The sequence below is a fragment of the Nocardiopsis xinjiangensis YIM 90004 genome (assembly GCF_000341145.1).
Lineage (GTDB): Bacteria > Actinomycetota > Actinomycetes > Streptosporangiales > Streptosporangiaceae > Nocardiopsis > Nocardiopsis xinjiangensis.
The window spans coordinates 50928-63964 of sequence record NZ_ANBE01000038.1; the positions used below are offsets into that span (position 1 = coordinate 50928).

Annotated in this window: 11 protein-coding genes; 10 read left to right on the forward strand and 1 reads right to left on the reverse strand. The window is 69.5% G+C overall.

All coding sequences use genetic code 11. From position 1 onward, the window contains the following. Nucleotides 1-13 precede the first annotated feature (13 nt). The gene (locus D473_RS0117925) at nt 14-1306 is read left to right on the forward strand and encodes a phosphoribosyltransferase family protein (protein ID WP_017610428.1); all 1293 of its coding nucleotides are present in this window, start codon (nt 14-16) and stop codon (nt 1304-1306) included. 112 nt (nt 1307-1418) lie between these two features. Here D473_RS0117925 and D473_RS0117930 read toward each other — a convergent pair whose 3' ends face one another. After that, nucleotides 1419-1718: a WhiB family transcriptional regulator gene (locus D473_RS0117930; protein WP_017588640.1), complete on the reverse strand. Its 300-nt coding sequence runs from the start codon at nt 1716-1718 to the stop codon at nt 1419-1421. A 703-nt stretch (nt 1719-2421) separates the two neighbouring features. Here D473_RS0117930 and D473_RS0117935 point away from each other — a divergent pair. The 9 genes from D473_RS0117935 (at nt 2422) to D473_RS0117975 (ending at nt 13032) form a co-directional block, all read left to right on the forward strand. Further along, entirely contained in the window at nt 2422-2829 is a 408-nt protein-coding gene (locus D473_RS0117935; RefSeq protein WP_017610429.1) for a YccF domain-containing protein, read from the forward strand. Nucleotides 2830-2973: 144 nt separating this feature from the next. Next, a complete protein-coding gene (locus tag D473_RS25030) occupies nt 2974-4254 on the forward strand; it encodes an AI-2E family transporter (RefSeq protein WP_051043122.1) in 1281 nt (426 codons plus the stop codon). Between the two features lie 283 nt (nt 4255-4537). Beyond that, the gene (locus tag D473_RS0117945; RefSeq protein WP_017610431.1) at nt 4538-6136 is read left to right on the forward strand and encodes an ABC-F family ATP-binding cassette domain-containing protein; all 1599 of its coding nucleotides are present in this window, start codon (nt 4538-4540) and stop codon (nt 6134-6136) included. A 50-nt stretch (nt 6137-6186) separates the two neighbouring features. Beyond that, entirely contained in the window at nt 6187-6393 is a 207-nt protein-coding gene (locus D473_RS0117950; RefSeq protein WP_017610432.1) for a helix-turn-helix domain-containing protein, read from the forward strand. An 80-nt stretch (nt 6394-6473) separates the two neighbouring features. After that, nucleotides 6474-7304: an enoyl-CoA hydratase/isomerase family protein gene (locus tag D473_RS0117955; protein ID WP_017610433.1), complete on the forward strand. Its 831-nt coding sequence runs from the start codon at nt 6474-6476 to the stop codon at nt 7302-7304. 360 nt (nt 7305-7664) lie between these two features. Then, entirely contained in the window at nt 7665-9188 is a 1524-nt protein-coding gene (locus tag D473_RS0117960) for a DEAD/DEAH box helicase (RefSeq protein WP_017610434.1), read from the forward strand. A gap of 203 nt (nt 9189-9391) precedes the next feature. Next, complete coding sequence (locus D473_RS0117965) at nt 9392-11029, forward strand: alanine/glycine:cation symporter family protein (RefSeq protein WP_017610435.1); 1638 nt, start codon at nt 9392-9394, stop codon at nt 11027-11029. A 93-nt stretch (nt 11030-11122) separates the two neighbouring features. Beyond that, a complete protein-coding gene (locus D473_RS0117970; protein ID WP_017610436.1) occupies nt 11123-12190 on the forward strand; it encodes a permease in 1068 nt (355 codons plus the stop codon). Further along, nucleotides 12187-13032, forward strand: a complete 846-nt coding sequence (locus D473_RS0117975; protein ID WP_017610437.1) for a TIGR03943 family putative permease subunit — start codon at nt 12187-12189, stop codon at nt 13030-13032. Before D473_RS0117970 ends, D473_RS0117975 begins: the two co-directional genes overlap by 4 nt. Nucleotides 13033-13037 lie beyond the last annotated feature (5 nt).

Sequence of the window (13037 nt, forward strand, 5' to 3'; positions counted from 1 at the left end):
GCCGGAGGTGGATATGAACCCGGTACCCGTCTCGCTGCCCTTCACCGATCGGACCGAGGCCGGCCGCCGTCTGGCCGAACGGGTGCGTCCCCTGGCCGTGGACGACCCCGTCGTGTTGGCCCTGCCCAGGGGCGGGGTCCCGGTCGGTGCCGAACTCGCACACGAACTCGGCCTCGACCTCGACGTGCTCATGGTGCGCAAGATCGGCCTGCCCGGTCGGCCCGAGGCCGGCGTGGGGGCCGTCGCCGAGGACGGACACGTCTTCTACGACGACCGCGCTCTGGCCCGTATGCACGTGCCCCGGCAGGCCCTGGAACGCACGGTCGAGGACGAACGAGCCGAGCTGGCCCGCCGGACCACCCTCTACCGGGGCGAGCGCCCCCTGCCCTCGGTGGCCGGTCGCGACTGTGTGGTCGTCGACGACGGTGTGGCCACCGGCGGAACGGCGCGCGCGGCCCTGCGCATGTTGCGGGCCCAGGCCCCGTCCCGATTGATCCTGGCCGTCCCGGTGGCCTCGCCCGAGGCCGTGGAGGTCCTGGGGCCGGAGGTCGACGAACTGGTCGTGCTGAGCGTTCCGGACAACTTCCGTGCGGTGGGGGACTGGTACCGCGAATTCGGTCAGCTCTCGGACGGCCATGTCACCGCGGTCCTGAGCGAGCACGTCCGTGTGCGCGGCGCTCAGGAATCGGTGCGCGGTGTGCGGGTGCGGGCCGGACAGGTCTACCTGGACGGTGAACTCACCGTGCCGACGCCGTTGCGCGGTGCGGTGGTCATGGCTCTGGGGGAGGAAGGAAGTACCGATCCGCGGTGGAAGGCGGTGGCGGTGCTCCTGCGCCGGGCCGGCTACGCGACGCTGTCCTTGGACCTGTCGACCGGCCAGGAGCGGACGGAGGGCGGGGCCGAGGAGGGGCCGATGAGTGAACGGCTCAGTGCCGCGGTGACCTGGTTGCGCCACTCCACCGACACTGCCGAGGGCCCCTTGGGGGTGCTGGGTTCGGGCACGGCCGCGCCGGTCGCGCTGTTCACCGCGGCCGAACGTGCCGGGGACGTGGGAGCGGTCGTGGTGCACGGCGGGCGCATCGACCGCGCCGAGGACAGCCTGGGCGGGGTGCGTGCTCCCGTGCTGGTGTTGTTGGAGAGCCGCGACTCCTTCGTGCGGGAGATCGGGGAGTGGGCGCGGGGCCGGTTGGGCGGTCCCAGCGACCTCACCGTTCTCGCGGGTACCGAAGAGCTGCTGCGCGGTGCGTGGGACTGGCGGCGGGTGGCCGCGGAGGCGGTGGCCTGGTTCGAGCGCCATCTGGCGTGAGGGATCCGGACGTGAAAGAACCCGCGGCGCCGCCGACGTAGGTTCGTCGGGGGCGCCGCGGGTTCATTCGGGGCCGGGGCCACCGGGGAGCTCTGTGTCTGCCGACGACGAGTCAGGCAGCGTTGGCGCGGCGCATGCGGCGGCGGCGCTCGGAAGCGCGCTCGTCCTCATTGAGGCCGCCCCAGGTTCCGTACTTCTCCGGACGCGAGATCGCATAGTCCAGGCAGTCGGTCCGAACCGGGCAGGCCGCGCAGATCTCCTTGGCCTTGCGCTCTCGGATCTCCCGCTCGGGCTGGCGTTCGCCGTCGGGTCCGAAGAAGAGCACAAGGTCCTCGCCCCGGCACGCGGCGGCATCCTGCCACCCCCAGCTCGGGCGGGGGCGCAGTGCGGCCTGCCGACGTACCTGAGACATGCTTGAACCACCTCTACTGAAATCACTAGTAAGCTGTCGAAAAAGCTTCAGTCACCAAAAAAGTTCGTCATGCGACGCGAGCTCACTCCGCACGACGCAAACGCCGAGCGATACGAACGATGTTCCCCGGTGTGGTTGAGACCACGAGAAGCACAGGCCTGACCGGCAGTGAATCCGAAGGGCGGAGTGCTCTCACGCGAAGGCGGCGGAGGCGGTGACAGGCCTCCGTCCGAGCCGGTACGTAATCATGCCATCCCCACTCCCGCTCGTGCACGGGGGGTAGGGAAATTACTCACACAACCGTTACCGAAACCTGACGCCTTGCAGTTGATCTCTGGCCGTTTGTCCGAGTTCGTCCTTTATCGCGGGAGTGAGTCCCTCACGAAGGACACCGCACATCGTATGGTGCGATGTCCCGGCTGCCTAGGGGCCCCTGCTGATGCGCCGATCACATTACGGTCCCAATGCTTGGTCAAGTTTGGGTATGGCCGTATGTCCTCACGCAGGGCAGCCGGTGTCGAGGGTGTGCTGGAGCGCTCGTGAGCCGCGGCCCCTAGGGGAAGGGCCAGGGGCGCGGCCCGGAACAGGTCGTGGCACCGTCGCGTCACAGACGGTAGAAACACACGAGTGCGGCATGCTCCGGATTCCCCTGCCGCACGCATCCACTCCCAGTGCGGGGACCCGAACAAGGAGACAAGACACCGTGGCCCTCTTGCGGCTCATCCTCAACATCATCTGGATCTTCGTCGCCGGCTTCTGGCTGGCGGTCGGATACGTCGTCGCCGGCCTCATCTGCTGCGTGCTCATCGTGACGATCCCTTTCGGCGTCGCGTCCTTCCGCATGGCCAGCTACGCCATCTGGCCCTTCGGACGCGACCTCGTCCGCCGGGAGAGCGCCGGCGGTGTCAGCACGGTCGGCAACATCATCTGGGTGATCGTCGCCGGCTGGTGGCTGACCATCGGCCACATCGCCACCGCCCTGGGGCTGGCGGTCACCATCATCGGCATCCCCATGGCCTGGGCCTCGCTCAAGATGATCCCGGTCGCCCTCGCTCCCTTCGGCAACGAGATCGTCAGTTCCGGCAGCCCCCGGGAACCCTGGCAGTTCTGAGGCCGTTGGCCCTGGGGCCGGATCGGGCAGAACCGGACCTGAACTCCACGCATCCCCCTCCACAACACACGTCGCCGTTCCCTCCGGCGGCCCCCGCGTGACAGAGCAGAGAATGGAGTCCATGTGCAAGCCCAGCGGCCGGGAGTGTGGGCGCTCCTGAAGAAGTGGTTGGAGGCTCGCCGGATCAGAGCTGAGCGCCGGAAGCAGTTGGATGCCGAGGAGGCCGCTTCCGCTCAGGAGGAGACCAAGACGGCGGCCGAGGCCGCGGAGGAAGGCGACGACGTCGGCGCGGAGGACCTGCTCCGGAGCATCAGCGACGCCTCCTGGCGTGTGCTGATCATCGGTGTGGTCATCGGTCTGCTGCTGTACGGGCTCGCCTACATCTGGGTCGTCACCCTTCCGGTGATCATCGCGGTCTTCATCACCGCACTGCTGATGCCTCTCGTGCTCTTCCTGCGCCGGAAGGGGCTCGGCCGCGGACCGTCGACGACCCTGGCCATGGTCACCGGACTGGTGGTCCTCAGCGGGGTCGTCTCTCTGATCGTCACCCCCGCCATGCAGGGCTTCGGCGGACTCGTCGCCAGTGTCTCCAGTGCCGTCAACGAACTCCGTGACCTCCAAGTACCGTTCGGCCTGGACCCGGGGCTGTTCACCGAACTGGTCGACCAGGCCTGGGAGCAGATCCAGAGCACGGTCAGCGAGAACCAGAGCCAGCTGGTGAGCGGGGCGCTCACGGCGGGCTCGGCCGTGGTCCAGGTGCTCATCGGTCTCATCCTGGCCATCGTGCTGACCGTCTACTTCCTGCACGCCGGCGACAAGTTGATGGACTGGTTCACCACGCTGCTGCCCCCCAAGTCCCGTCCGGGCCTGCGCCACGCGAGCAGGGTCGCCTACGACGTGATGGGCCGGTACGTGCGCGGTGTGGCGATGGTCGGCGTCTTCGACGCCTTCTTCATCGGCATCGTGTTGCTCATCGTCCTGGAGCCGAGCCTGGCCATCCCGCTGATCGTGCTGACCTTCATCGGTGCGTTCCTGCCGGTGATCGGTGCCTTCGCCACGGGCATCCTCGCCGCGCTGGTGACGTTCGTCGCCGAGGGGTGGATCGCCGCACTGGTCGTCACCATCGGTGTCATCGTGGTGCAGCAGTTGGAGAGCAACTTGTTCGCGCCCCGTATCTACGGGCAGGCGTTGGAACTGCCTTCCGCGGTCGTGCTGTTGGCCATCTCCATCGGTGCCATCGTCGGCAACATCCCCGGGATGTTCCTGGCGACCCCGATCGCGGCGGTCGTCGCGGCGCTCCTGAGGAACCGGCCCTCCAGCAGGACCGACCCACACGAGGAGGTCGAGGCCGCCGGGGAAAGCAGCCCCGGTGCGAGGGCCGCGGCCCGGACCGCCTCGGCCGAGCGCGGGCCGGAGGAGAACTGAAGCGGGCCCCGGCGCGACGTACGTAGGGAATGAGCCGGTCCCCGCACTCGTTGGCCGCAGGTGCGGGGGCCGGGCCATGGACGAAAACCCCAGGTCCTGTTCGGTGGACACCTTCCGCCGCGAGCGGCGCAGCAGGTGATCGGGTGCCTGCCGAGCAGACCCAGACAAGGCCTCGGCCTTCTGCGGTTAGGCTGGGCGGGTTGCCCAGATCCCGCCCTTTCCGGGGCCGCGCTCGGGCCACCGCACACGTATCCGTCACCCCACCGCCGAGGAAGCTCCACCCATGTTGATCGCCACCGACCTCGAACTGCGCGTCGGACCCCGCCTCCTCCTGGAGCCGACCTCTTTCCGGGTCGCTGCCGGGGACAAGATCGGGCTGGTGGGGCGCAACGGCGCGGGCAAGACCACCATGACCCGCATCCTGGCGGGGGAAGGACAGCCCACCGACGGCACCGTCACTTCTTCCGGAAGTATCGGCTACCTGCCCCAGGACCCGCGTACCGGTGACCTCGACGTGCTCGCCCGCGACCGCATCCTCTCCGCCCGCGGTATCGACGAGGCGTTCCGCGGTCTGCGCGAGGCCGAGAAGAAGATGGCCAGCGACCACGAGAAGACCCGTAACAAGGGCGTGCGCCAGTACGCCCGCTGGGACGAGCGCCTCCATGTGCTGGGCGGCTACGCCGCCGAGTCCGAGGCCGCCGCGATCGCTTCGAGCCTGGGGTTGCCCGACAAGGTCCTCGGCCAATCCTTGCGCACCCTCTCCGGCGGTCAGCGCCGCCGTATCGAGCTCGCCCGCATCCTGTTCAGCGACGCCGACACCCTGCTGCTGGACGAGCCCACCAACCACCTGGACGCCGACTCCATCGCTTGGCTGCGCGACTTCCTCAAGAGCCACCAGGGCGGCCTCATCGTCATCAGCCACGACGTCGAACTCGTCGAGGACGTGGTCAACCGCGTCTTCTACCTGGACGCGAACCGCTCCACCATCGACATCTACAACATGGGCTGGAGGCAGTACCAGACCCAGCGCGAGGCCGACGAGAAGCGCCGCCGCCGCGAGCTCTCCAACGCCGAGAAGCAGGCCGACACCCTGCGCAAACAGGCCGACAAGTTCCGGGCCAAGGCCAGCAAGGCCCGCGCAGCCCAGCAGATGATCAGCCGGGCCGACAAGCTCATGGACGGCGTCCAAGGCGTGCGCAAGGGCGACAAGGTCGCCAAACTGCGTTTCCCCGACCCCGCGCCCAGCGGACGCACGCCGCTCTCCGCCGAAGGGCTGTCCAAGTCCTACGGGTCCCTGGAGATCTTCACCGGCGTGGACCTGGCCATCGACCGGGGCAGCCGGGTGGTCATCCTCGGTCTCAACGGCGCGGGCAAGACGACCCTGCTGCGCCTGCTCGGCAGCATCGAGCAACCCGACACCGGCCAGATCCTGCCGGGCCACGGGCTCAAACTCGGCTACTACGCCCAGGAGCACGAGACCCTCGACGTCAACCTCAGCGTGCTCGAGAACATGATGAGCGCCGCGCCCGATCTGCCCGACGTGGAGGCCCGGCGCACACTCGGATCGTTCCTGTTCACCGGCGATGACGTCGACAAGCCCGCGGGGGTGCTCTCGGGCGGTGAGAAGACGCGTCTGGCCCTGGCCACGCTCGTGGTCTCCAGCGCCAACGTGCTGCTGCTCGACGAGCCCACCAACAACCTCGACCCGGCCAGCCGGGAGGAGATCCTCGGCGCGCTGCGCAGCTACAAGGGCGCGATCGTCCTGGTCACCCACGACGAGGGCGCGGTCGAGGCGCTCCAGCCGGAGCGGGTCATCATGCTGCCCGACGGCGTCGAGGACATGTGGACCTCCGAGTTCACCGATCTCATCGCCCTGGCCTGAGGCGTTCCCTGCACTAGGGTGGTGCTCTCCGGCAGAAGGGGTGAGGGTCCGTGGGTGAGGCTCCCAGAAGGGGTGCGCCGGTCTCGGCCGAGGGCGACGACGAACTGGCCGCCGAGCTCAGGCGCCGCTACGACGCGGGTGAGAGCATCCGTTCGCTGTGCGCCGCCACCGGCCGTTCCTACGGGTACGTGCGCCGGCGTCTGAAGGAGTCCGGGGCCGCGCTGCGCGGCCGCGGCGGCGACACCCGCACCGCCTGACCACAGGGCCGGGTGCGCCGCCCCGCTCCAAGTTACTGGGGAGTATTGTCGTGGCTCTCGACCGAAACGACGGAGGAACCATGGCACAGGACCCCAACGCGCACGAGACCCTGCCCACCGAGGAGGAACTCGGCCGGGCCGGGCTCGAACTCACCGTCGACGGGCGCGTGGCCCACCTGACCATCAGCCGCCCCGAGCGGCGCAACGCCATGACCGGGCGCACCTGGACCACGATGGCGCGCATCGGCAGCGCCCTGCCCGAGGACGTGCGTGTGGTGGTCCTGTCCGGTAGGGGCGACACCTTCTCCGCCGGGATCGACCTCAACATGTTCACCCCCGAGGGTGTGGACGGCGAGCGCTCGATCGTGGCCGGTCTGGCCGACGGCTCGGCCGACGAGGAGGACCTGGATTCCTACATCGCCGAACTGCAGGCCGGCTTCACCTGGCTGCGCCGCCCCGACCTCGTCACCGTCGCCGCCGTGCGCGGCCACGCCATCGGTGCCGGGTTCCAGCTCGCTCTCTCCTGCGACCTGCGCATCCTCGCCGACGACGCCAAGTTCTGCATGAAGGAGACCGCCTTGGGCTTGGTGCCCGACCTGACCGGCACCAAGCCGCTGGTCGACATCGTCGGCGTGCACCGTGCCACCGAGATCTGCCTGACCGCCCGCCGGGTCGAGGCCGAGGAGGCCGGCGAACTCGGCCTGGCCACCCTCGTCGTGCCCGCCGACGAGCTCGACGGGGCGGTCTCCGACGCCGTCACCGCGCTCCTGGAACTCGACCCCGGCGCAGCCGCCGCCACCAAGGGGCTCCTGCAGGCGGCCCCCGGGCACGGCCTCGAGGAGCAGGCGGCCGCCGAGCGCCGTGCCCAGATCGGCCGGCTCACCGTCCTCGCCCAGGGCATGGCCGACTGACCCCGAAAGGGCAGGGCCGACCGGCCCCGAAAAGGCTCGGGGCGGGCGAGGAGACCCGTATCACCGGGAAAGAGGCCCGTCCCGTCCCCGTTCCCGAGGGATCTCTAGTAAGCTGCCGAAGGCGGTCGATCGAAAGTCGTGCGCATCCGAGCGCGCCAGGCCGTCCAGACGCGGAAAGAGGCGTCGCCGATGATTTCGGCGCCGCGCTTGTCACCCGAGTGAGCGCAGAGCCCTGTGATGAACGGGGTCCGTTTCCGCGTTCGATTCAGGCGCGTTTGTGTGATTTCTTCGCTGAGGCCGTTCGGCCTGCGCGAAGCCTTCCTCGAAACGCCGCCACACTATGAGGAAGGTAAACGTCACTTGACGGACACTGCCGTAGAGCCTGCCTTCGACAACCTCGGTCTTCCTGACGAGATCGTCGGCGCGCTGGCCAAGAACGGTGTGACCACCCCGTTCCCGATCCAGGCCGCCACCATCCCCGATGCCATCGAGGGGACCGACGTCCTCGGCTGCGGCCGCACCGGATCGGGCAAGACCCTGGCCTTCGGCCTGCCGGTCCTGATGCGCACTGCCGAGCGCCGTGCCGCCAGCACCCGTCCCCGGGCGCTGATCCTGGTTCCCACCCGCGAGCTCGCCCACCAGGGCCGCGACGCCCTCCGTGAGTACGCCCGTGTGCTCGGCGTGCGTGTGGGCGACGTCGTCGGAGGCAGCTCCTACACCCGCCAGATCAACGAGCTGCGCCGTGGTGTCGAGGTCCTCGTCGCCACCCCCGGCCGCCTCACCGACCTCATCGAGCAGGGCGCCTGCGACCTGAGCGACGTGGAGATCTCGGTCCTGGACGAGGCCGACCAGATGTGCGACATGGGATTCATGCCGCAGGTCAGCGAGCTCTTGGACCAGGTCCGCCCCGACGGCCAGACGCTGCTGTTCTCCGCCACGCTCGACGGTGACGTCGACAAGCTGGTGCGCAAGTACATGAACAACCCGCGCACCCACTCGGTCGACCCGCCCGTCTCGCAGGTCACGACCATGGAGCACCACCTGCTCAAGGTCCTGCCGCGTGACAAGAACAAGATCGTCTCGCAGATCGCCGCGCGTGAGGGCCGCACCCTCCTGTTCGTGCGTTCCAAGCACCGTGCCGACAGCATCAGCGAGCAGCTCGTCCAGCTCGGTGTTCCGTGCGCCTCCCTGCACGGCGGCAAGACCCAGAGCGTGCGCACCCGCACCCTCGCCAAGTTCCGCGAGGGTCGCATCCAGACGTTGGTCGCCACCGACGTCGCCGCCCGCGGCATCCACGTCGACGGCATCGACATGGTCGTCAACGTCGACCTGCCCACCGGACACAAGGACTACCTGCACCGCGGCGGCCGCACCGCCCGCGCCGGTTCTTCCGGTTCGGTGGTCTCCCTGGTCCAGCCCAACCAGCGCCGTATGGCCCGCCGCCTCATCAACGATGCCGGCGTCGAGGCCAAGCAGCACCTGGTCAACCCGGGCGATGACCTGCTCAGCAGCGTGACCGGGGCCCAGGAGCCCTCCGGTGAGCCCTGGATCGAGCCGCCCGAGCCCGAGCGCCCCCGTCGCGGTCGCGGCCGTGGCGGTCCGCGCCGGAGCGGCGGCTACCGCGGTGGTGGCGGCGGCGGTGGCTACCGCGGCGGCAAGCGCGGTGGCCCCCGGGGCGACCGCGAGGGCGGCCCCCGGGGCGGTTATCGGGAAGACCGCCGTGAGGGCGGATACCGGGGCGACCGCGACGGCGGCCCCCGCAACGAGGGCGGCCCGCGTGGCGAGCGCCGCGGCGGATACCGGGGCGACCGCAGGAACGACCGTCGCGGGGACAACCGCGGTGGATACCGCGGTGACCGCCGCGACTCCGCACCGCAGCACTAGGCGGAGCTCAGAAGTAGCACCGAAGGGGCCCGTTCCCGGCAAAGAGCCGGGGGCGGGCCCCTTCGGCCTTTCCCAGTGGTGTTTTGCGCTCCTTTACCGCGCATTCGCGTGTTCGAGCCCGAGTCACGGGATCCGGGCGTGGACAGTTGCGGGAAACCCCGATTCCCGCATTCGGGACCGGCACGCCACCTGAAGGGGAAAGCGTGAACGTCCTCAGCGACCTGCTCGTGGGCCTGAACGACCTGTTCTGGAGCTTCCTGGTCATCCCGCTCCTGGTCGTTCTGGCCCTCTACTTCACTGTGCGCAGCGGTTTCGTCCAACTCCGGCTGCTTCCGGAGATGTTCCGTGTCCTGCGCGGCAGCCCGGGGGTGGCCCCCGACGGAGGGCGGGAGATCTCCTCCTTCCAGGCCTTCGCCATCTCGGCCGCCTCCCGTGTGGGTACCGGCAACATCGTCGGTGTCTCCCTGGCCATCATCCTGGGCGGGCCCGGCGCGGTGTTCTGGATGTGGCTCATGGCCGCAGTGCTGGGCGCCGCCGCGTTCGTGGAGTCCACCCTCGCCCAGCTCTACAAGGTGCGTACCCATACCGGTTTCCGCGGCGGCCCGGCCTACTACATCCTCTACGGATTCGGTCGTCGATGGGTGGGTGTGCTCTTCGCCGTCCTGATCACCCTCACCTTCGGCATCGTCTTCAGCTCCGTGCAGGCCAACAGTGTGGCCCGGGCGATCACCAGCTCCGTGGAGGAGAGCGGTGGTACCGGAGGCCTGTGGATCGACGCGCTCGTGGGACTCGTGCTGGCCCTGCTGACCGCCGCCGTCGTCTTCGGCGGCGTGCGCCGCATCGCCACGGTCGCCCAGGGGCTGGTACCCCTCATGGCGATCCTCTACCTCCTGCTCGGGTTGGCCGTGGTCGCCCTCAACATCGATCAGGTCCCGCGGGTGCTGGGCGACATCTTCGGCCACGCGTTCGGAGTCCGAGAGCTCGCCGCCGGCGGCGTGGGCACCGCGATCGTGCAGGGTATGCGCCGCGGCATGTTCTCCAACGAGGGAGGTCTGGGTTCGGCCCCCAACGCCGCCGCAACCGCCTCGGTCTCCCACCCGGCCAAGCAGGGCCTGGTGCAGTCCCTCGGGGTCTACTTCGACACCTGGCTGATCTGTTCGATCACCGCGTTCATCGTGCTCATCAACGGTTCGGTCTACGACCCGGGCGCCAACCAGGGCGTCGCGGTCGTACAGGAGGGGCTGGAGGACTCCTTGGGCGGTTGGTCCCTGCACGCGCTGACCGTGATCATGTTCCTGCTGGCATGGACCTCGGTCCTGGGCAACTACTACTACGGTGAGTCCAACCTGCAGTTCCTCGATTCCGAGCGCCGTCACATGAGCTATTTCAGGTACGCGGTCCTGGCCTCGGTCTTCATCGGCTGCGTGGCCCCGCTGACCGTGGTCTGGAGCATGGCCGACCTCTCCATGGGTGTGATGGCCGCCCTCAACCTGATCGCGCTGGCCCTGCTGTCGCCGATCGCCTTCCGGCTGCTGGCCGACTACAGCCGGCAACTGAGGTACGGGCTCGACCCGCAGTTCACCCTCGCCAAGATGCCGGACCTGGAGAACGTCACCGCATGGGGGCCGGCCCACGGCCACCTGCCCGAGGACGTCGACCGGACCGAGGGCCCGGCCCCCTCCGACCCGGCCTCCGAGACCGATGGGCGCACCTGGCGTGTCTCCGGTGTCGAGGTCGAGCGCGGGGAGGACGGTGCCGAGGGGTCCTCCGCCGGCGGCACCGAGGACGACCGGAGCCAGAGCCCCGACGACGGGGAGGGCGAGGCCCCCGGGAGCCGCTGACGGTGCCCACGGTCGGGGCCGTGCGGGGCGCAAGCGAAAACCGTTTTCGGTAAGATGCGTGGAGTTCCCGTACGATCCCCACGGAGACCCGCTGTGCCCGAACGGACGTCAGACGACGCCACCCCCAGTGCCGCCCTGGGCGACCGCATCGCCCAAGGCTGGAGCGACCGAGACGAACTGCCCCCGGCGGACTGGGGGCGCCGTACCAGCAGTCGCAGAACCGGCACCGTCTGGTTGTTCGCGCTCCTGATCACCGCGATGGCCGTGGCCCATGCCTGGCTCACCGACGAGCTCACCCACCAGGCCTTCCTCACGTGGGCCACCGTCTTCACCGCGATCGCCTTCCAGGCCCTACCGTTCCTGGTTTTCGGAGTGGCCCTGTCGGCCGCGCTCACCGCTTTCGTGCCGGCCTCGGCCTATCGCAGGTTCATCCCGCAGAACGCCACCCGGGCCGTCCCCGTCGCCGGCGCCTCCGGTGCCCTGCTGCCCGGATGCGAGTGCGCCTCCGTGCCCATCGCCGGCAGCCTCATCAAACGCGGCGTCGCCCCCGCGGCGGCGCTGACCTTCCTGCTGGCCGCGCCCTCCATCAACCCCATCGTCATGATCGCCACCGCCGTGGCCTTCGCGGGGCAACCCGAGATGGTGCTGGCCCGATTCGTGGCCGGGCTGGTGGCCTCGGTGGTCATCGGCTGGATCTGGGTGAAGTTCGGCCGCGCCGACTGGCTGCGCCTGCCCACCCCCACCCACGCACCCGGTACCTCCCGCGGCCGGGTCTTTCGCGAGTCGATGCTGCACGACATCATGCACGCCGGCGGTTACCTCGTCGTGGGGGCTCTGGCCGCGGCCACCCTCAACGTCATGGTGCCGCGCTCGTGGCTCCTGACCGTGGCCGAGGCGCCCGTCATCTCGGTACTGGTCCTGGCGGTACTGGCGATCCTGCTGTCGATCTGCTCGGAGGCCGATGCCTTCGTCGCGGTCAGCCTCACCGACTTCTCTCCCACGGCCAAGCTCGCCTTCATGGTCATCGGCCCCATCGTCGATCTCAAGCTCATCGCCATGCAGGCCGGTGTCTTCGGGTGGCGTTTCGTGGTCCGTTTCGCCCCGCTCTGCCTCGTCGTCGGCCTGGCAAGTACGTTCCTGGTCGGAGGTCTCCTGCTGTGAACCGCATCGCCCAAGGGCTCACCCTCGTCCTGCTCGGTACGGCCGCCCTCACCGCGACGGTGCCCACCGACCTCTACCTCAACTGGGTCAAGGCCGGTTTCGGCCCCTTCCTCATCGGCGCGGGCGCAGTCACCGTGTTCCTCGGTGTCCTGGTCGTCGTCGCCGAACTGCGCGGCGAGAGCCAGGCACCGGACCCCGGTGACGCCACCCGCGCCCACGTCGGCGACGGAGTCCAGGAGGGGACGGAACACCACACCAGCGCCCGCGACCACGACCGTGCGGTGGCCGCCGAGTACGGTGACGGCGGACACGGCCACGACCATTCCCGCGCGCCCAAGGTCGCCTGGCTCCTCCTGCTGCCGGTCATGGCCGTCTTCGTCATCGCCCCGCCCGCGCTGGGTTCCTACACCGTGGAGTCCACCGACGGTTCCTCCGGCCCTCCGCCCGAGGAAGCAGGCTCGGGGGGCTTCGAGGACGCATTGGCCGAGGCCGGCCCCGGAGAGACCGCGTCGATGGCGGTGCAGGCGTTCGTCATGCGGGCCTGGATCGACGAGGACCGGGAGATGGCCGACCGGGACATCGAGCTCACCGGGTTCGCCGTCCCCGAGGAGGAGGGCGAGGGCTGGTACCTGGCCCGCTTGCAGATGGCCTGCTGCGCCGCCGACGCCGTGGTCAACCGGGTCGAGGTCGTCGACGACGGGCCCGTCCCCGAGGCCGACACCTGGTGGACCGTACGCGGTACCTGGGACGAGCCCGAGGGCGAGCTCTCCGAGGTCGGCGAGCACCGGTTCCTGGCAGAGGAGCTCGAGGAGGTCGCCGACCCTCCTGACCCCTACGAGTGATCCCC